Origin of the sequence: Nocardiopsis sp. CNS-639, from assembly GCF_000381685.1 — a bacterium.
GTDB classification, from domain to species: Bacteria; Actinomycetota; Actinomycetes; order Streptosporangiales; family Streptosporangiaceae; genus Nocardiopsis; species Nocardiopsis dassonvillei.
Map to the genome: position 1 here is coordinate 223,729 of NZ_KB906857.1, position 19,150 is coordinate 242,878.

General features: G+C 71.1%; 13 protein-coding genes and 1 pseudogene. 4 read left to right on the top strand and 10 right to left on the bottom strand.

Features of this window, described 5'->3' with window-relative positions:
* Positions 1–98 precede the first annotated feature (98 nt).
* The 8 genes and pseudogenes from G011_RS0108415 to G011_RS0108450 all read right to left on the bottom strand — a co-directional run bounded on the left by G011_RS0108415 (position 99) and on the right by G011_RS0108450 (position 11,277).
* Positions 99–4,967, bottom strand: a complete 4,869-nt coding sequence (locus tag G011_RS0108415) for an NAD-glutamate dehydrogenase (RefSeq protein ID WP_019608082.1) — start codon at positions 4,965–4,967, stop codon at positions 99–101.
* 328 nt (positions 4,968–5,295) lie between these two features.
* On the bottom strand, positions 5,296–6,042 hold the full coding sequence (locus G011_RS0108420; RefSeq protein WP_019608083.1) for an HAD family hydrolase: 747 nt from the start codon (positions 6,040–6,042) through the stop codon (positions 5,296–5,298).
* Between the two features lie 165 nt (positions 6,043–6,207).
* Positions 6,208–6,675 (bottom strand): DUF6912 family protein, encoded by a 468-nt coding sequence (locus G011_RS0108425; protein ID WP_019608084.1) that lies wholly within the window; start codon positions 6,673–6,675, stop codon positions 6,208–6,210.
* A 55-nt stretch (positions 6,676–6,730) separates the two neighbouring features.
* The gene (locus tag G011_RS0108430) at positions 6,731–7,405 is read right to left on the bottom strand and encodes an HAD family phosphatase (RefSeq protein ID WP_019608085.1); all 675 of its coding nucleotides are present in this window, start codon (positions 7,403–7,405) and stop codon (positions 6,731–6,733) included.
* Between the two features lie 113 nt (positions 7,406–7,518).
* Positions 7,519–9,195 (bottom strand): glycoside hydrolase family 3 protein, encoded by a 1,677-nt coding sequence (locus tag G011_RS0108435; protein ID WP_019608086.1) that lies wholly within the window; start codon positions 9,193–9,195, stop codon positions 7,519–7,521.
* A 152-nt stretch (positions 9,196–9,347) separates the two neighbouring features.
* Positions 9,348–9,836, bottom strand: coding sequence for a PTS glucose transporter subunit IIA (locus tag G011_RS0108440; protein ID WP_026338139.1), 489 nt, complete (start codon positions 9,834–9,836; stop codon positions 9,348–9,350).
* 47 nt (positions 9,837–9,883) lie between these two features.
* Positions 9,884–10,132, bottom strand: a pseudogene (locus tag G011_RS0108445) (glucose PTS transporter subunit EIIB); the annotation flags it as partial.
* A gap of 101 nt (positions 10,133–10,233) precedes the next feature.
* Positions 10,234–11,277, bottom strand: a complete 1,044-nt coding sequence (locus tag G011_RS0108450) for an SIS domain-containing protein (protein ID WP_013154737.1) — start codon at positions 11,275–11,277, stop codon at positions 10,234–10,236.
* Between the two features lie 316 nt (positions 11,278–11,593).
* On the opposite strand from G011_RS0108450, the gene G011_RS0108455 reads away from it, so the two are divergent.
* The 3 genes from G011_RS0108455 (at position 11,594) to G011_RS0108465 (ending at position 14,709) form a co-directional block, all read left to right on the top strand.
* The gene (locus G011_RS0108455; protein ID WP_013154738.1) at positions 11,594–12,331 is read left to right on the top strand and encodes a GntR family transcriptional regulator; all 738 of its coding nucleotides are present in this window, start codon (positions 11,594–11,596) and stop codon (positions 12,329–12,331) included.
* 42 nt (positions 12,332–12,373) lie between these two features.
* Positions 12,374–13,852: a PTS transporter subunit EIIC gene (locus G011_RS0108460; protein WP_019608088.1), complete on the top strand. Its 1,479-nt coding sequence runs from the start codon at positions 12,374–12,376 to the stop codon at positions 13,850–13,852.
* A gap of 116 nt (positions 13,853–13,968) precedes the next feature.
* Complete coding sequence (locus tag G011_RS0108465) at positions 13,969–14,709, top strand: MBL fold metallo-hydrolase (RefSeq protein WP_013154740.1); 741 nt, start codon at positions 13,969–13,971, stop codon at positions 14,707–14,709.
* A 37-nt stretch (positions 14,710–14,746) separates the two neighbouring features.
* Here the strand turns inward: G011_RS0108465 and G011_RS0108470 are convergent, their stop codons facing one another.
* A complete protein-coding gene (locus tag G011_RS0108470; protein WP_019608089.1) occupies positions 14,747–15,367 on the bottom strand; it encodes a LysE family translocator in 621 nt (206 codons plus the stop codon).
* A gap of 106 nt (positions 15,368–15,473) precedes the next feature.
* Here G011_RS0108470 and G011_RS0108475 point away from each other — a divergent pair, with 106 nt between their 5' ends.
* Positions 15,474–15,926 carry an Lrp/AsnC family transcriptional regulator gene (locus tag G011_RS0108475; protein ID WP_019608090.1) on the top strand — a complete coding sequence of 151 codons (453 nt, stop codon included), beginning with the start codon at positions 15,474–15,476 and terminating at the stop codon, positions 15,924–15,926.
* Positions 15,927–16,069: 143 nt separating this feature from the next.
* On the opposite strand, the gene secA is transcribed toward G011_RS0108475, so the two are convergent.
* Complete coding sequence (gene secA / locus G011_RS0108480; protein WP_019608091.1) at positions 16,070–18,913, bottom strand: preprotein translocase subunit SecA; 2,844 nt, start codon at positions 18,911–18,913, stop codon at positions 16,070–16,072.
* Between the last annotated feature and the right edge of the window lie 237 nt (positions 18,914–19,150).

A 19,150-nucleotide genomic window follows, 5' to 3' on the forward strand; every position in this document is an offset into this window, starting at 1 on the left:
AGGCCCCAAACAGGGGACGGGCTCCCCGCGCGCACCTGCGCGGGGAGCCCGTCGGGGTCGGACGGGGGCTGGGCCGGGTGGGCCGCCCCTGCCGGGCGCTAGCCCACCAGGCCGCGGAAGGACCGCAGCGCCACGGACAGCGTGGCCAGGTCGAAGCGCTCGTTCTCCTGGATCTCCGACAGCGTGATCCCGGCGCGCTGCACCCGGTCGCCGTTCTGGTCGATCCACGCGGCGATCAACTCGGAGGGCTCCTGCGCCGGACCGCTCTCCAGCACCCGCGCGGTCAGGTCGGCGTGCGCCGCGTACAGGTCGTCGCGCAGCGAGGAGCGCGCCGTCGTCACCCACCGGTCGTCGCGCGGCAGGTCGATGACGCGCTCGCGCCACCAGCTGATGTTGAGCCGGTCGGCCAGCTCGAAGTAGAGCTCGGCGACCTTCTCCACCGGGCGACCGGTGCGCTGGGCGATCTCCACCAGGTCCAGCGTGGAGTAGGCGGGCACCATCACGGCCACCCGCTCGGCCAGCTCGGTCGGCACGCCCATCGACGTGTAGCGGTCGCGGCGCTCGACGAAGGCCTCGCGGTCGCGTCCCCGCAGCAGATCGACCAGCTGCGGCAGCACCTCGCCCACGCCGTCGGCGAAGTAGCCGATCTCGCTGCTGATGTCGAAGGGGAAGGTGCGGTTGCGCAGCAGCCACCGGGCGGAGCGCTCGGCGAGCTTGCGCGCCTCCAGCAGCAGGACGAGCTGGCTGTCCATCGAGATCTCGTGGTCCAGCTCCTCCAGCCTGCTCCAGAACCGGCGCAGCCCCAGCACGTCCTGCACCACCAGGTAGGCGCGGGCGATGTCGGCGGAGCTGGAGCCCAGTTCCTCGTTGAGCCGGAACGCGAAGGTCAGACCGGAGCGGTTGACCATCTGGTTGACGACCTGGTTGACGATGATCTCCCGGCGCAGCGGGTGGGAGCGCACGCCCTCGGCGAAGCGCTCCGACCGCAGGGGCGTCGGGAAGTACGCCGTCAGGGTGTCGGTCAGGTAGGGGTCCTCGGCCAGGTCGGACAGCTCGAGCTGGTCCTTGAGGCTGATCTTGGTGTACGACAGCAGCGTGGCGAACTCCGGGCTGGTCAGGCCCCTGCCCGCCGCGCGCCGCTCCGCGATCGTCTTGTCGGAGGGCAGGTCCTCCTGCTTGCGCTTGAGCACCCTGGTGCGCTCCAGGTGGCGCATGTAGCGGCCGTGGACGTGCAGCATCTGGCCGTCCTGCTTGCGAGCGGCGGCCAGCACGGTGTTCTGCGCGTCGTTGTTGTCCAGGACCAGCTCGGCGACCTCGTCGGTCATGTCGATGAACAGCTGGTCGCGGTCGGCCTTGTCCAGCTTGCCCGACCGCACCTCGCGGTCGAGCATGATCTTGATGTTGACCTCGTGGTCGGAGGTGTCCACACCGGCGGAGTTGTCGATGAAGTCGGTGTTGATCCGACCGCCCGCGCGGGCGAACTCGATCCGCGCGTCCTGGGTCAGGCCCAGGTTGCCGCCCTCGCCGACCACCTTGACGCGCAGCTCGGCGGCGTCCACGCGCAGCTGGTCGTTGGCCTTGTCGCCCGCGTCGGCGTGCGTCTCGGTGCTGGCCTTGACGTAGGTGCCGATGCCGCCGTTCCACAGCAGGTCGACGGGCGAGGTGAGCACGCACCGGATCAGCTCGTCCGGTGTGAGGCTGTGCACCCCCTCCTCGATGCCCAGGGCCTCGCGCACCTGCGGCGTGATCGGCACGGACTTGGCCGTGCGCGGGTGCACACCGCCGCCCTCGGAGATGAGCTTGGCGTCGTAGTCCTCCCACGTGCTGCGGGGCAGGTCGAAGACGCGCTTGCGCTCCACCCAGGAGGTGTACGGGTCGGGGTCGGGGTCCAGGAAGACGTGGCGGTGGTCGAAGGCCGCGATCAGCCGGATCTGCTGGGAGAGCAGCATGCCGTTGCCGAACACGTCGCCGGACATGTCGCCGATGCCGACGACGGTGAACGGCTCCTCCTGCACGTTCACGCCCATCTCGCGGAAGTGGAACCGGACCGACTCCCAGGCGCCGCGCGCGGTGATGCCCATGGCCTTGTGGTCGTAGCCGACCGAGCCGCCGGAGGCGAAGGCGTCGCCGAGCCAGAAGCCGCGCTCGGTGGAGATGGCGTTGGCGGTGTCGGAGAAGGTGGCGGTGCCCTTGTCGGCGGCGACCACGAGGTAGGAGTCGTCTCCGTCGTGCAGGACGGTGCGCTCGGGGTGCACGATCTCGCCGTCCACGAGGTTGTCGGTGACGTCGAGCAGGCCGCTGATGAACTGCTTGTAGCAGGCCACGACCTCGGCCATCACCTCGTCGCGGGTGCCGTTGTGGGGCAGCCGCTTGCACACGAAGCCGCCCTTGGCGCCGCTGGGGACGATGACGGAGTTCTTGACCATCTGGGCCTTGACCAGGCCCAGGATCTCGGTGCGGAAGTCCTCGAAGCGGTCCGACCAGCGCAGCCCGCCGCGCGCGACCGCGCCGAAGCGCAGGTGCACGCCCTCCACGCGCGGGGAGTAGACGTACATCTCGAACCGGGGCCGCGGGTGGGGCAGGTCCGGGATCTCCTGCGGGTCGAGCTTGAGCACCAGGTAGGGGTGGCCCTGGTAGTGGTTGGTGCGCAGGGTGGCGCGGATGGCCGCCAGGAACGAGCGCAGGATGCGGTCGTGGTCCAGGCTGGCCACGGCCTCCAGTTCGCCCTCGACCTTGCCGACGAGGACGTCGGCGCGCTCGTCGCGGCCCTCGCCGGGCTGGTCGGGGTCGAAGCGGGTCTCGAACAGCTCGACCAGCAGGTTGGCGATCCCGACGTTGGCCACCAGCACGTCGGCCAGGTACTCGGGGGTGAACGTGGAGCCGGTCTGGCGCAGGTACTTGGCGTAGGCGCGCAGCACGGTGAGCTGGCGCCAGTCGAGGCCGGCCCGCACCACCAGGGCGTTGAAGCGGTCGCTCTCACCCAGGTCGCGCCAGGAGGCGTCGAAGGCCTCCTCGAACAGGCACTTGAGGCGCTCGGGAGCCAGGTCGGACTCGGGGATCGGGCCGAGGCCGAAGTCGTAGATCCACACCCGGCCCACGTCCCGGACGGTGACGTCGTAGGGCCACTCGTCGACGACCTCCACGCCCAGGTTCTCCAGGACGGGCAGGACGCGCGAGAGCGAGATGGGCTCGCCGATCCGGTAGAGGCGGAACCGCCAGCAGCCGGGGTCGGCGTCCTCGCGCTGGTACAGGACCGCGGAGAACTCGCCGTGGCGCCGCCCGGGGTCGGTGCGGGCGAGGAGCTTCTCCAGCTCGCGGATGTCGCCCGCCGCCGTGGCGGGGCTGTTGTCGACCTTGTAGGCCTCGGTGAGGCCGCCCGAGTAGCGCTCCTTGAACTCGGTGGCGCGCACGGGGCCGAAGGCCGCGGCGAGGGCGTCGTCGAAGTCCAGGTCCCAGGAGCGGGCCGCCTCGCGGACCTTCTCCTCCAGGGCGACCTGGTCGATGTCGGCGAGGGTGCGCCCGTGCTGGGCGCGGGCCACCAGGTACAGGCGGGCCAGCGGGGCGGCTCCGATGAGCACGTTGTGGTCCATCGTGGCGCCGTGGAAGGCCTCGGCGAGGACCTCCTGAATGTCCAGGCGCACCCGGGTGCTGTACTGGTCGCGCGGCATGTACACGAAGCAGGACATGTACCGGCCGCCGTAGGGGTCGCGGCGCATGAACAGCTTGGTGCCGCGCCGGTCGCGCAGGCGCAGGACGCCGCGGACGATGTTGTACAGCTCGCCCACGGGGATCTGGAGGAGTTCCTCGCGGGGGAAGGTCTCCAGCAGTTCGATGAGGTCCTTGCCGTCGTAGCTGTCGGCCTCGAACCCGGCCAGGGCCAGCACTTCGGCCTGCTTGCGGCGCATGATGGGGATCTGGGCGATGCTGGTGGTGCTGGCCTGGGAGGTGAACAGGCCGAGGAACCGGCGCTCGCCGACGATGTTGCCCTGGGCGTCGAACTTCTTGACGCCGATGTAGTCCAGGTACTTGGGGCGGTGGACCGTGGCGCGCGAGTTGGCCTTGGTCAGGACCAGGACGTAGGGCTCGCGGGCCTTGCCGCGGATCTCGGGGGGCAGGGCGGCGAAGCTGGTGGAGGCGGGCGAGTCCATGCGCAGGACGCCCAGGCCCGATCCGGGCTCGGGGCGCAGGGAGTCGTCGCCGTTCTCGTCGGTGACCAGGGTGTACTCGCGGTAGCCCATGAAGGTGAAGTGGCGGCCCGCGATCCAGCGCAGGAAGTCGACGCTCTCGCCGACCTCGCGCGGGTCCACTCCCCCGGCCACGAGCCGGTCGGGGTAGGCCGCCAGCTCGTCGGCGATCCGGATGGCCCGGTCGCTCATCTTGCCGGCGTCCTCGTCCACGTAGCGCACGTCGGCCAGGACGGACTCGACGCGGGCGGTGATCTCGCGCAGGCGCTCGGGGTCGGGCTGCGGGTCGATCTCGATGTGCATCCAGGACTCGTCGATCGGCAGCAGGCCCTCGCCGTCGGCCTCCGGCTCCACCCGGACCAGGCGGCCCTCCAGGTCGCGGCCGACGGTCATCTGGGGGTGGATGATCAGCCGGACCCCGGCGCCGAGGTCGCTGAGGGCCATGGTGACGGAGGAGACGAGGAAGGGGGCGTTGTCGGTGACGATCTCCACGACGCCGGTCTGCTGGTCCCAGCCGTCGCGCTCGGCGTCGGGGGTGTAGACGCGGACCTTGGCCCGTCCGGCGGCGCGCCGGGCACCGAAGGAGCGGTGGGCCTCGGCCGCGCCGCAGATCTGCTCGGGGGAACGGCCGCTGATCTCCTCGGGGTCCGTGTGCCGGTAGTACACGGGGAGGAAGCGGCGGACGGCGTCGGCCTCCTCGGGGCTGATGCGCGCCCCGGGGGACCACTTGGCGGCCGCCTCACTGAGCAGCTTCTGGAGCTGGACGTCGGATTGCCCGGACATAGGGATCTCTCACTCCTTTGTGAGCAACGTCGCACGAGTGTCGGCAGAACGACCGGTCATATGACCTGTGAACTTCTGGGCCACTGCGTGATTCGGTGTGAACTCCCTGGGCCGCAAGGAGCCCACGACCGTGGTGGTTCGGATTGGGGTCGCGGGGCGCCGGACCTCGTTGTCCCCGCCCCGCCCGGTGCCAAGGCTACTGGCTTTCGGGCCCGGGGGCAGGACCAACACCGTTACAGGGCGGTTGCGGAGTGTTAGAAACAGATTGCGGTGATCGGTTACTGCGTACACGGGCCACCACCTACCCCCGAACAGGGGGGACATGTCGTTACCGAGCCGTTGCCTGGTGGACCGCGGTCATCACGGCCCGGGGGTCGGTCAGGTCGGGCAGGACGACGACCGCTCCGGCCTCGCGCAGCTGGCCCTCGGTGGTCGAGCCGTTGAGCACCGCGACCGGGGTCGCGCCGCCGATCACGGCGGCGCGCACGTCCGGGGCGGAGTCGGTGATGAAGACCGTCTCCTCCTCGGAGTAGACCCGGCCGCCCTCGCCCGAGGCGTGCAGGCGGATGGACTGGATGAGGCTGGACTTGGGGTAGTTGACCGAGCCGTAGCCGCCGATGGCCAGGTTGAGGTAGGTGTCCAGCCCGAAGGCGACCAGTTTGGCCGTGGCGTTGGCGCGGGTGCTGCCGCTGACCACGGTCTGGACGGTGTCGGGCATGGAGGCCACCGCCGCCAGCGAGGCCGCGGCGCCGGGCATGACCCGGCCCTTGGAGAGCAGCTCGTCCGAGCGGTTGCCGAAGGACTCCTCCAGGGCGTCGAGGAACTCGCCCAGGGATCCGGTGTCGGGTTCGACGTCGACGTAGTTGCGGGCGCAGAACTCGAAGAACATCTCCGAGTCGGTCCGGCCCGCCGACGAGGTCAGGTAGACGAGGGGCTCACCGGTGACCTTCTCGAAGGCCTCGGCGTAGGCCGCCCTCGTCACCCGTCCCACGTCGAGGAGGGTGAGGTCGATGTTCCATAGCACCAGGCGGCTGATGGCGAACTCCTCGGGGCGCGACGGGGTGGGCCCCTCCATCTTGCCGTATGGGCGCACAAGGGCGGAAACCTCCGTCCGGGTCCGGCCGGGAGGCGGGAGGGCGGTCGCGCCGGCTCGGCCCGTGGGCTGGGCCTCACGTCCCCGCCGGCTGAGGTGGGCACGCCTTCGCGCCCCGACCCCGCCAACGGGCCACCGGCCGTCGGCCTACGGCCGCGTGGTCGAGGTCTCCTCGACGAGGTAGCGCAGCTCCTGGACCGCGAACCACATCAGTTCGTGGTCCTCCACCGCGCCCGAACCGGGGTCCTGGACGGCAGCCGCCACGTCCGCGACGGCGTCGGCGTCGTCCACGTGCGCCGACGCCAGCTTCTTGAGCGGAACGGCCCCGGTGACCCTCACCCGTACCACGCCCCGCCCCGCGCGGCCCGCGCGCTCGACGACCTGGTCGGGCATGTCCGCGGCCAGCACCACCCGTCGCCGGGGAGCGCCGGAGTCGGCCGCCAGCAGCGCCAGCGACTCCCCGGCGGCGGCGTACATGGCCTCGTACTCCGCCTCCTCCACGTCCTCGTCCGGGCCGGGGTCGGCCGCGAACGCGGTCAGCGGCACGCCCTCCAGGCGCCCCTCCTCCAGCAGGCGAGCCAGGGCGGGGATGGTGCTGGGCAGGAAGACGTACATGCGAGCGGCTCTCCAGGACGTGGGACGAACACACCAAGTGTGCCAAACCCCGGGCTCAGGCCGCCCGCTCCCCGGGCACGGGGGGCGCGCCGTCGCCGTCCGGCGCCAGGAAGCGCTCCAGCTCCAGCCGCGTGGTGTCCACGTCGGTGTGCAGGATGCCGGTCATCCCGAGTTCCTCGGCCGTGCGGACGTTGTGCTCCAGGTCGTCGATGAACACGCAGTCCTCGGGACGCAGGCCGATCCGCTCGCAGGTGTGCAGGTAGATGCGGTGCTCGGGCTTGCGCATCCCCACCTCGCCCGAGATCACCACCGCGTCGAAGGTGGTGTCGAAGTGCTCACGGGGATAGCAGTTGCCCCAGGAGTTGGACAGCAGGGCGGTCACGGCCCCGGCGGTCCTGGCCTCGCGTAGGGCCTCGTACATGTCGTGCACGGGGTCGAACTCGCAGAACATGCGGTTGATCAGCCCCTCGGCCACCACCGGGCCGCCGTGCGTGCAGCGCAGCAGGGCCGCCAGCTCGCGCTCGAACGCGCAGGTGTCGATCTCGCCCCGCTCCAGCGCGTGTACGAGGTTCTCCCCCTCGACGCTGCCGTCGAAGTAGGGCCGCATGACCTCGTGGTAGTGCTCGACGTCGATGCGGTCGGCGTGCAGCCAGGCCCGGATGCCCACGGGCAGCGGCGGTGTGAGGACACCGCCCCAGTCGCAGATGACCCCTCGCCGGGTGCCGTCCATCCGATCCCCTCCTCCGGTCGTCGGTGACCTCTCCCCCCAGACGCCCGCGGGTCGGGCGGGGAAGCGTTCTTCCCGTTCCCCGCCCGTTTCAACCCCCGGCGAAACCCGGCCGGTCAGGTGGTCAGCCCGGTCCCGATCTCCACGTCGGCCGCGGGGATGTCCACCGGCAGCTTGCCGGAGGGCTTCACCTGTCCGGCGACGACCCTCGCGGCGGCCGCCCGCGACACGTCCATGGACGAGTACACCGCCACGAACGCCTCCGCCTCCGGGAAGGCCGCCAGGTCGTAGGGCGTGCCCTGGGACACCACGACCACCGGCAGCCCCTCGGCGCGCGCGGCCTGGACCAGGCCGCTCTGCTCCGAGGCCCCGCTGCCGCCCCCGGTGCCCACGACCACGGCGTCGGCACCGCTCTCCACCACGTCGATCCCGGCCTCGGTGAGCGCGGCCGCGATCTGCTCCGCGCCCACCCCCTCGACGCGGACTCCGCTGCCCTCGGCCAGGGGCAGCAGGTCGCCCTCGTTGCGCAGCAGGGTCGCGGAGGCGTCCGCCACGCGCTGGGCGGCCTCGGCGTGCTCGGGGTCCTCCAGGACCGCCGCGGCGCCCTGCGCGTCCACCGGTTCGGCCTCCAGGATCCCGCGCTTCTCCTTGAGCGCCAGGACGCGCAACACTGACTCGTCGATGCGCTCCTCGGTCAGGCGGCCCTGCTCGACGGCCTCGCGGATCGCCGACACCGCGGCGGCGGGGTCCGGCGGCATGAGCAGCTGGTCCACGCCCGCCTCCAGCACGCGCACGGCGATCTCGCCGTCGGAGTGGCGCTGGCGCACGCCCTCCATGTTGAGGGCGTCGGTGGTCACCACGCCGTCGTAGCCCAGTTCGTCGCGGAGGATGCCGTCGATCAGCTCCGGGGAGATGGTGGCGGGCTCGGGGTCCTCGCTCCCGTCCAGCTGCGGCATGAGCACGTGGGCGGTCATGATGGCGTCCACGTCGGCGTCGATGGCCGCCCGGAACGGCGGCAGGTGCCCGGCCTCCCACTCCTCGCGCGGCATGTCGATGACGGGCAGGCCGCTGTGGCTGTCCACGTCGGTGTCGCCGTGCCCGGGGAAGTGCTTGACCACCGACACCACACCGGCGCCGGAGTAGGCGCCCGACTCGGCGACGGCCATCTGCGCGACCAGGTCGGGGTCGGAGCCGAAGGAGCGGATGCCGATGACCGGGTTGCCGGGGTCGGTGTTGACGTCGGCGTCGGGCGCGTAGTTGAGGTTGACTCCCAGGGCGGTGAGCTCCTCGGCGGTGGTGGAGGCGCGCAGCTCGGCCAGCTCGGTGTCGCGGGTGGCGCCGACGGCCATGGCGTCGGGGAAGCGGGTGCCCACGGGCAGCCGGGCCACCAGGCCCTGCTCCTGGTCGATGCCGACGAACAGCGGAACGCCCTGCCCCTGGTCGGCGGCGAGGTCCTGCACGCCCGCCGACATGGTGGCGATCTGCTCGGCGTCGGTGAGGTTGGCGTCGAAGTAGATGAGGCCGCCGGGCCGGTAGGCCTCGATCTGGGCGGCGTTCTCGGCGGCCGAGGTGCCCTGCGCGGTCAGGACGAGGAGCTGGCCGATCTTGTCGTCCAGGTCCATTTCGGACAGCAGCCGGGGTGCGAGCACGGGCTCGAAGGGTTCGGCCTCGGCCGACGGCTGGGTTGCGCGGTCCTCCTGCGAGGAACCCACCTCCTCTGTGGTGCATGCGGTGGCGATCAGTGCGAGTCCCACGCAGGCCGGGGCCAGGGCGTGCGGAACGGACAGTTTCATGGCGGACTTCATCTCCGGCGAAATCGTGGGTTCGCCGCCGGAGAATACCCGTTGTGACAGGCCCAGAGGCGGAACCGCCGCCACGCGGGCGCGCGTGGCGGCGGTTCGGGGCCGCGTTGGGCGGGGTGCGCGGGCCCGGGTCCGCGCACCCTTCAGGCCCAGGTGAAGAGGGCGTCCCCCCGGTCGACCGAGCCGCTGGCCACCTCGCCCAGCGCGTCGGGCGAGGCGTCCAGGGCGACCACCGGGACCACCGACGGCCTCCCCTGCGCGGCCACCGAACCCGGCGACCAGCGGACCACCGGGGTGCCCGCCTCGACCTCGTCGCCCTCGGCGGCCAGGAGGGTGAACCCCTCCCCCGCCATCTGGACGGTGTCGATGCCCAGGTGCACGAGCACGCCCCGTCGGTGGTCGGGCGCCATCACCACGAACGCGTGGGGATGCAGCTTGACCAGGGTCCCCGCGATGGGGGACACGGCGTCCTGGACGCCCTCCTGCCCGCCCTCCTGGCCGGGCTCGGGGTGGACGGCGACCCCGGGGCCGACCATCGACTGGGAGAAGACGGGGTCGGGCACCGTTTCGAGGGACAGCGCCGTTCCGGGCACGGGGGAGAGTACGCGCAGCGTACCGATCACGTCTGGCATGGGGGGTGTCTTCCCTCCCTGGAGGGTTTGATCCTTCCGGGCGGGGCCTATTCGAGCAGGTCCCGAATGTCGTCGGTGAGGACGTCGGCCTCGGGACCGACCACCACCTGGACGACGTTGCCCGAGACCAGCACGCCGTGGGCTCCGGAGGCCTGGAGGGCCTTCTCGTCCACGAGACCGGGGTCGGCCACCTCGGTGCGCAGCCGGGTGATGCAGGCCTCGATGTCCTCGATGTTGTCCGCGCCGCCCAGACCGGCGACGATCGCCGCTGCCTTGTCCGCCATGTGTCCTCCGTGTTCTGCCGTGGAACGGGGTGTACCCGAAACCTGAGGGCGAGCTTAGGGGCGGGGCACCGCGCGCACCAGGGTCGGGGGCCGGACGGGGTGTTGTGCCCCGCTCAGGAGGTCTGCGTGACCTTGTTCAGGCCGCGCGGGACGTCGGGGTTGTAACCCAGGCGCCGGGCCAGGCGCTCGGTGAGCAGCTGGGCGGGGACGATGAGGTTCATCGGGGACACCCACTCGGGCACGTCGGGGACCGGCACGGACACGTCGCTGGCGGCGGCCAGGGCGTCGCCGCCGCCGAAGCCGAAGACCGGCGCCCCGGCGGAGCGGACGCGCTCGGCGAGGGAGACCGTGCCCTGGAGGGTCGGGCCGGTGGGCGCGGCCACCAGCAGCGCGGGGGTGCGCGGGTCCACCACGGCGATGGGGCCGTGCAGCAGGTCGGCGTAGGACAGGCCCATGGCGTGGAGGTAGCAGGCCTCCTTGAGCTTGAGGGCGGCCTCCAGCGCGGTGGAGAAGGCCATGCCGCGGCCGGAGATGACCGCTCCCTGGACGGCGACCATCCGCTCGACGATCTCCTCCAGGGCGTCCGAGGGCGCCGCGAGGGTCTCCTCGATGCCCTCGGAGACGCGGGTCAGATCGCCGGGGTCCAGGTCGGCGCCCAGGCCCAGGGCCAGGACGGCGAGGGCGGCCAGCTGGGTGCTGTAGGTCTTGGTGGCGGGTACCGCGACCTCGCTCCCGGCCCGGGTGACCAGGGCGACGTCGGCCTCGCGGGCCAGCGGGGACTCCGCGCCGTTGGTGACGCCGACGGTGCGCGCTCCGCAGTCGGCGGCCCAGCGCATGGTCTCGACGATCTCCTCGGTCTTGCCGGACTGGGAGATCGCGACGGCCAGGACGTCGGACAGGTCGATCCGCGCCCCGTAGGTGGTGGCGATGGACGGCGAGCCCAGGGTGGCCAGGCGGCCGGTGTGCGCCTGGAGGAGGTAGCTGCCGTAGACCGCCGCGTTGTCGGAGGAGCCGCGGGCGATGAACAGCACGTGCCTGGTGCGGCGGCCCAGGGCCTCGATCTCGGGGCGCAGCGGCAGGAGTTCGGTGAAGGTGCGGCGCAGCGCCTCCGGCTGTTCGGCGATCTCGGAACGCATCACGCTCGTGGTGGTGGTCATGGAGGGCCCTTCCTGTGGGTGGCGCGGACGGTGGACGCGGCGGAGCGCGCGCCTCGGCTGGCGGACGGCGGACAGGGGGTCGCGCGGGTGGTCCGGACTCCCGGGCGGACCCCTCGGTCTGCCCTGATAACAGGTGCGAACCGCCTGCCCTTGGGTGGATTGACACGCGGTCGGAGCTGTGGTCTAGTCCGGACTATACCAGTCGCGCCCGAATCGTCCCGGAGGAACCCGGACCGGGTGCGCCGGACACGCAGGGTCCGTCCGCGCTAAGGTCTGACGCCAACTCCACCCGCCGACCGAGAAGGCCACCCGCTCCATGTCGATCGACCCCAGCAACCCGCTGCCCAAGTACAGCCAACTACGCGACCTGCTCCTGGACTGGATCACCGCGGCGGGGCTGGGCGTGGACGACATGATCCCCTCCGAGCGCGAGCTCAGCGCCACCTACGGGCTCTCGCGGATGACCGTCCGCCAGACCATCGACCTGTTGGTGGCCGAGGGGCGGCTGTACCGGGTCCCCGGCAAGGGGACCTTCATCGCCCGCCCCAAGATCGAGATGTCCCTGGTGCTGGCCTCCTTCAGCGAGGACATGCGCGCACGCGGCTTCGAACCGGGGGCCCGCGAGCTGATCCGCCAGGTCATCCCGGCGAGCGGGCACACCGCGCGCATGCTCGACATCGCGCCGGGCACCCTGGTGCACCACATCGAGCGCATGCGCACCGCCGACGACGAGCCGATGGCCGTGGAGCGCTCCAACATCCCCGCCGCCATGGTCCCGGGCCTGGAGGACTACGACCTCGCCGAGCGGTCCCTCTACGAGGTGCTGGAAAACGAGTTCGACATCCTGTTGGATTCCGGGGAACAGACCATCGAGGCCGGGATCTGCGACTCGGCCGACTCCCGACTCCTCGGCCTGCCAGCTGGGAGCCCGGTGCTGGTGATGCAGCGCCGGAGCTTCGCCAACGGACAGTGCGTGGAACTGGCGCTGTCCACCTATCGAGCCGACCGCTACCAGCTGCACTCCCGGCTGGACCCCCGGCGGCACGGCGACTGAAGTCCCGCGCCCACGAGGCGCGTGTCCGAGGAAGGACCCCCCATGAGTTCGGACCAGACCCCGACACCGACCGCGTCGCAGCCCCCGGGCGGCGACGCGGGCCGGTCCAAGCGCGGCTCGTCCGCGCTCGCCGTCCTGCAAAGGCTCGGCCGCAGCCTGATGATGCCCATCGCGGTCCTGCCCGCCGCCGCGATCCTGCTCCGCCTGGGCCAGCCCGACCTGCTCGGCGCCGACGGCCTGGCCGGGCTTTCCGGGATGGGCTGGATGGAGCCGGTCGCGGGCGCCGTCGGCATGGCGGGCGACGCGGTCTTCCAGGCCCTGCCGCTGCTGTTCGCGATCGGTGTGGCGATCGGGTTCGCCAAGCGCGCCGACGGTTCGACCGCCCTGGCCGCGGTCGTGGGCTACCTGGTGTTCGACCGGGTGGCCACCTGGACGATGGTCACCTTCGACGGCGCCACCGGTGACCTGGGGTCGCGGCTGACCACGTACCCGCTGGCGGTGGACCCGGTCACACGCCAGCCCGTCACCGACCCCGAGGCCGTCAACGCGGTCATGCCGGTGATCAACCACGCGGTGAAGAACCCGACCGACGTGCTCGGCGGCATCGCGGTGGGTCTGGTGGCGGCCCTGCTGTGGCAGCGCTACCACCGGATCAAGCTGCCGACCTGGCTGGGCTTCTTCGGCGGCCGCAGGTTCGTGCCGATCGTGACGGCGCTGGCCGGTCTGGTGATGGGCGTGGTGCTCGGCCTGGTCTGGCCGGTCGTGGGCGGATGGATCCAGGACCTGGGCGAGGGCATCATCGGCGCGGGCGCGGTGGGAGCCGGAGCCTACGGGGTGATCAACCGCCTGCTGCTGCCGCTGGGCCTGCACCACGTGGTGAACTCGTTCATCTGGTTCGTGTCGGGCACCTACACCGCTCCCGACGGCACCGTGGCGCACGGCGAGATCACCCGCTACTTCGCCGGCGACCCGGACGCGGGCGGTCTGCTGTCCGGGTTCTTCCCGGTGCTGATGTTCGGCCTGCCCGGTGCGGCGCTGGCGATGTGGCTGGCCACGCCCAAGGCCCGGAGGACGCAGATCGGGTCGATCATGATCCCCGCGGCGCTGACGGCCTTCGCGACGGGCATCACCGAGCCGGTGGAGTTCGCGTTCATCTTCGTGGCCCCGGCGCTGTTCGCGGTGCACGTGGTGCTGACCGGCATCTCGATGGCGGTGCTCAACGCGCTGGACGCCCAGTTGGGCTTCGGGTTCTCGGCGGGTCTGATCGACATGCTGTTGAACGCCACCAAGGACAACACCCAGGGGCTGGGGGTGATCCTGTTGGTGGGCCTGGTGTACTTCGCGGCCTACTTCGGGATCTTCTACCTGCTCATCACCCGCTTCAACCTGCCCACGCCGGGCCGGGAGCGCGACCCGGACGAGCCGGGCGAGACCGTGCGGGCGCGCACCGAGGCCGACGCGGGTGAGGACCCGCCGGGGGCCGGGGGGACGGCCAAGGGCGGGACGGGCTCGTCCGGCTGACCCGCCGGGACGCCCGCGGGCCCGCGGCCCGGAACCCGTGCACGGGTTTCGGGCCGCTCGTGTCAGGGCAGTCCGACGCACCAGACCGGATTCATCGACCTCCCGGGAGGTGGGCGATGTTCAGGAAGGACGTGGCGGAGGGCATCCACTGCGTGCGGGACGGGTACGTCAACTGGTTCATCGTCGAGGACGAAGGGCTGCTGACGATCGTCGACGCCGGGGTGGGGGGCTCGTGGGACTCCCTGCGGCGGGCCCTGATGCTGCTCGGGCGGCAGCCCCGGGACATCCGCGCCCTGGTGCTGACGCACGGGCACTTCGACCACCTCGGGTTCGCGGAACGGCTCCGGTCCCGGATGGGCGTTCCCGTCCACATACACGAGAACGACGTTCCGCTCACACGGCATCCCCGCCAGTACGGGCACGCGCGTGCCCGCACCCCCTACTTCCTGACGCAGGTGAAGGCCTTTCCGATGGTCGCCTCGTTCGTGGGGCGGCGGGCGTGGTGGCCGAAGCCGATCAGGGAGGTACACCGCTTCCGGGACGGCGAACTGCCGGTGCCCGGGGCGCCGCGGGTGGTTCCCACCCCGGGTCACACACTCGGCCACTGCGCACTGCACTTCCCGGACCGCGGAGCGGTCATCGCCGGCGACGCCGTGGTGACCCTCAACCCGTACCGAGGCACGTACGGACCGCAGATCGTGTCGGGAGCGGCGACCGCGGACGAGGAGCGCGCTCTGGCGTCGTTGGGCGCGATCGCGGACACGGGAGCGCGGACCGTGCTCGTGGGACACGGCGAGGAGTGGCGGGACGGTGCGGAGAGGATGGCCGAGCTCGCCCTTCGGCACGGCCCCTCCTGACACCGCGACGGCGTCGCGGGGACGGTCGGCCCGCGCCCTAGAGGAGGCGTTCGGCCAGCAGGCCCACGCCGATGACGATCATGGCGGCCCCGGAGAAGCGGCTGACGGCGCGCGCGGCGGCGGGGCGGGTTCCCAGCACCGTGCGGGCGAGCACGCCCACGCACAGGTAGACCGCCCCGCAGCTGGCCGTGTGCACCAGGCCCAGGGTGCCGATCTGCGCGGCCATCGGCCACCCGCCCGCGGGGTCGGTGAACTGCGGCAGCAGGGCCAGGAACAGCAGCAGCGCCTTGGGGTTGAGACCGCTGACGCCGGTGCCGGTCAGCACCCGCGAGCTCCAGGAGGAGGGCACCGCGGCGCCGCCCGCTCCGGGCACCGCGGGACGGGCCAGGGTGGCCGCTCCGAGCCACACCAGGTAGACGGCGCCCGCCAGGGTCAGGCCGGTGAGCACGGCCGGTGTGCTGGCCACCAGCGCCGCGACCCCGCCCGCCACGACCCCGGTGAGGGCGACGTAGCCCAGCAGCAGCCCGGACACCGCCGGGAGCACCGAGCGGTCCCTCAGCCCGGCGGAGATGGTGTAGGCCCAGTCCGCCCCCGGTACCAGGATCAGCAGGACCGACACCGTCCAGAACGCCGCGACCGAAGCCGGTTCCACGGCCACCCCTCTCCTCGAAACTCCTGTTCAGAGGGGAAGAGTAGCCACAAAACGCCCGAAAATAGTTCCACTTCTTGCGGCTGGAACCGCCAGTGGTGGAAGAATCTCCTCCATGGACAACGTCGACCGGAAGATTCTTGCGGAGCTCCAGGAGGACGGCCGTCTGAGCATCACCGAACTGGCCCACCGCGTCGGGCTCAGCGTCTCCCCGTGCCATCGCAGACTGCGCGAACTCGAACGCGCCGGAGTGGTCAGCGGGTACCGCGCGGTCGTGGACGCCGAGGCGGTGGGGCTGGGCTTCCAGGCGCTGGTCTTCGTCACCATGCGCCAGGAGGACCGGGACACCGTCGCGGCCTTCGAGCGGGCGGTCGAGGACATCCCCCAGGTCGTCCAGGCCGAGCGCCTGTTCGGCGACCCCGACTACCTGCTGCGCGTGGTCAGCGCCGACCTGGCCGCCTTCCGTGTGCTCTACGACGAGTCGCTGGCCACCCTGCCCGGCGTCCAGCACCTGAGTTCGACGCTGGTGATGAAGCACGTCGTGCGGGAGCGGCCCCTGCCCGCCTGAACCCGGGCGCCCGTGTCCGGGCGGCGGTCCGGAGCCCCGGACACGCCTGCGGAGCGGTCGGCGGACGCGCTCGGGCGCGGCCCCCCGTGGGAGCCGCGCCCGAGCGCGTTTCGTTCCGGCTGCCGCCGGGGCCTACCGTCCGCCTACTTGGCGGCCGGGTCGCCGTGGCACTTCTTGTACTTCTTGCCGGAGCCGCACGGGCAGGGCGCGTTGCGCGCCGTGCCGGAGTACTCGTCGGCCGTCTCGCTGTGGCGCTCGACGGTGCCGTCCTCACTCGGCGCGGAGTACTGGAGCCGGTTGGGCTGGCCCTCGCCGAAGCCGGGGACGACCACGTCCTCGGCGGGCTCGGCCTCCTCCACCGGGGAGGCGGCGTCCTGGACCTCCTCGTCCTCCTCCACCGCGGTCGCGACGGCGGTCGCGCTGGCGGAGCCGCCGACTGCCGCGGCGGTCCTGGCCGCGGCGGCGGTGGTGAGGGCGGGCTCCTCCTTCTTGCGGACCTGCACCTCGACGTTGAAGAGGTAGCCGACGGACTCCTCCTTGATGGCCTCCAGCATCTGCTGGAACATGTCGAATCCCTCGCGCTGGAACTCGATCAGCGGGTTGCGCTGCGCCATGGCGCGCAGCCCGATGCCCTCCTGGAGGTAGTCCATCTCGTAGAGGTGCTCACGCCACTTGCGGTCCATGACCTGGAGGATGACCCGGCGCTCGACCTCGCGCATGGCCTCCTCGCCCAGCTCGGCCTCGCGGGCCTCGTAGGCGGTGTTGGCGTCCTCCACCACGCGGTCCGCGATCACCTCGGTGGTCAGCGTGTGCAGGTCGCCGTTCTCCTCGATGAACTCGTCGACGGTGAAGCTGATCGGGTAGACCTGCTTGAACGCCCGCCAGAGCTTGTCGAGGTCCCAGTCGCTGGGGTCGCCGCTGGCGGTCTCCTCCACGACGTAGCCGCGCAGGACCTCCTCCAGCATGCTCATGACCTGGTCGCGCAGGTCCTGGCCCTCCAGGACCTTGCGGCGCTCGGCGTAGATGACCTTGCGCTGGCGGTTGAGGACCTCGTCGTACTTGAGGACGTTCTTGCGGATCTCGAAGTTCTGCGTCTCGACCTGGCCCTGCGCGGAGGCGATCGCCTTGCTGACCATGCCGGACTCGATGGGCTGGTCGTCCGGGATGTTCAGCTGGTTCATGAACGCCTCCAGACGGCTGCTGTTGAACAGGCGCAGCAGGTCGTCCTGGAGGGAGAGGTAGAAGCGGGAGATGCCGGGGTCGCCCTGGCGGCCGGAGCGGCCGCGGAGCTGGTTGTCGATGCGCCGCGACTCGTGGCGCTCGGTGCCGAGCACGTACAGGCCGCCGGCCTCGACGACCTTCTCGTGCTCCTCCTCGTAGTCGGCCTTGGCCTTCTCCAGCGCCTCGGGCCAGGCGGCCTCGTACTCCTCGGGGGTCTCCAGCGGGCTCAGTCCGCGGCTCTGGAGCTCCTCGTCGGCGAGGAAGTCGGGGTTGCCGCCCAGCATGATGTCGGTACCGCGACCGGCCATGTTGGTGGCGACGGTGACCGCGCCGAGCTTGCCCGCGCGGGCGATGATCGCGGCCTCACGGGCGTGGTTCTTGGCGTTGAGGACCTCGTGGGGCACGCCCTCGCGCTTGAGCATCCGGGACAGCAGCTCGGACTTCTCGACGCTGGTGGTACCGACCAGGACGGGCTGCCCGGCCTCGTGGCGCTCGGCGATGTCCTCGGCGAGCGCCTGGAACTTGGCGTCCTCGTGCTTGTAGACGACGTCCTTGACGTCCTGGCGGACCATCGGCTTGTTGGTGGGGATGGGCACCACGCCGACGTTGTAGGTCTGGGTGAACTCCGCCGCCTCGGTCTGGGCGGTACCGGTCATGCCGGCGAGCTTCTCGTAGAGGCGGAAGTAGTTCTGGAGGGTGACCTTGGCGAGAGTCTGGTTCTCGTCCTTGATCTTGACGCGCTCCTTGGCCTCGATGGCCTGGTGCATGCCCTCGTTGTAGCGGCGGCCCGCGAGGACGCGGCCGGTGAACTCGTCGACGATGAGGACCTCACCGTCCTTGACGATGTACTCCTTGTCCCGCTTGTACAGCTCCTTGGCCTTGAGCGAGTTGTTGAGGAAGCTGATGAGCGGGGTGTTGACGGCCTCGTAGAGGTTGTCGATGCCCAGCCAGTCCTCGACCTTGGCCACGCCGGACTCGGTGATGCCGACGGTGCGCTTCTTCTCGTCGACCTCGTAGTCCTCCTCGCGCTTGAGGCGCGGGGCGATCTTGGCGAACTCGGCGTACCACCGGGAGTTCTGCTCCGAGGGGCCGCTGATGATCAGCGGGGTGCGGGCCTCGTCGATGAGGATGGAGTCGACCTCGTCGACCAGGGCGAAGTAGTGCTCGCGCTGGACGGTGTCCTTGAGCGAGAGCGCCATGTTGTCGCGCAGGTAGTCGAAGCCGAACTCGTTGTTCGTGCCGTAGGTGATGTCGGCCTGGTAGGCGCTGCGGCGGTCGGCCGCGGTCATCTGCGGTCCGACGACGCCGACCTCGAGGCCGAGGAAGTGGTAGATGCGGCCCATGTTCTGGGCGTCGCGCTTGGCCAGGTAGTCGTTGGTCGTGATGACGTGGACGCCCTTGCCCGCGAGCGCGTTGAGGTAGACCGCGAGGGTGCCGGTCAGGGTCTTGCCCTCACCGGTCTTCATCTCGGCGATGTTGCCGAGGTGCAGCGCGGCGCCGCCCATGATCTGGACGTCGAAGTGGCGCTGGCCCAGGGTGCGCTTGGCCGCCTCGCGGACGGTGGCGAAGGCCTCCGGGAGCAGGTCGTCCAGGGACTCCCCGTCCTCGTAGCGCTCCTTGTACTCCCCGGTGAGGTCGCGCAGCTCCTCGTCGGTGAGGTCGACGTAGTCTTCCTCGAGCGAGTTGACCTGGTCCTTCAGCTTGTTGAGTCGGCGCAGGATCTTTCCCTCACCCGCGCGCAGGAGCTTGTCGAGTATCCCTGGCACTTCCTATGCGCTCCTCGCAGATCGCGGTTGGCTCCACCCACGTGGAGTTCAGATCTAGGCCCGCTGACCGCTTTCCCGTGGCCGCGGAGGACGGCGGGGGTTCCTGGGCCCTCGGCCCTACATCCTAGAGGACACGAACCCTACGCCCACCCTCTCAGGTGGAGCGGCCCGTCCGCACGTTTCCCTGTGCGCAACGAAGAGAACCAACCGATATGTTCCCGCATGTCACAGACCTGG

Coding starts and splice junctions, on each gene's coding strand:
- G011_RS0108415 (WP_019608082.1), bottom strand. CDS start 4,967: ATGTCCGGGCAATCCGACGTCCAGCTCCAGAAGCTGCTCAGTGAGGCG.
- G011_RS0108420 (WP_019608083.1), bottom strand. CDS start 6,042: ATGGAGGGGCCCACCCCGTCGCGCCCCGAGGAGTTCGCCATCAGCCGC.
- G011_RS0108425 (WP_019608084.1), bottom strand. CDS start 6,675: ATGTACGTCTTCCTGCCCAGCACCATCCCCGCCCTGGCTCGCCTGCTG.
- G011_RS0108430 (WP_019608085.1), bottom strand. CDS start 7,405: ATGGACGGCACCCGGCGAGGGGTCATCTGCGACTGGGGCGGTGTCCTC.
- G011_RS0108435 (WP_019608086.1), bottom strand. CDS start 9,195: ATGAAACTGTCCGTTCCGCACGCCCTGGCCCCGGCCTGCGTGGGACTC.
- G011_RS0108440 (WP_026338139.1), bottom strand. CDS start 9,836: ATGCCAGACGTGATCGGTACGCTGCGCGTACTCTCCCCCGTGCCCGGA.
- G011_RS0108450 (WP_013154737.1), bottom strand. CDS start 11,277: ATGACCACCACCACGAGCGTGATGCGTTCCGAGATCGCCGAACAGCCG.
- G011_RS0108455 (WP_013154738.1), top strand. CDS start 11,594: ATGTCGATCGACCCCAGCAACCCGCTGCCCAAGTACAGCCAACTACGC.
- G011_RS0108460 (WP_019608088.1), top strand. CDS start 12,374: ATGAGTTCGGACCAGACCCCGACACCGACCGCGTCGCAGCCCCCGGGC.
- G011_RS0108465 (WP_013154740.1), top strand. CDS start 13,969: ATGTTCAGGAAGGACGTGGCGGAGGGCATCCACTGCGTGCGGGACGGG.
- G011_RS0108475 (WP_019608090.1), top strand. CDS start 15,474: ATGGACAACGTCGACCGGAAGATTCTTGCGGAGCTCCAGGAGGACGGC.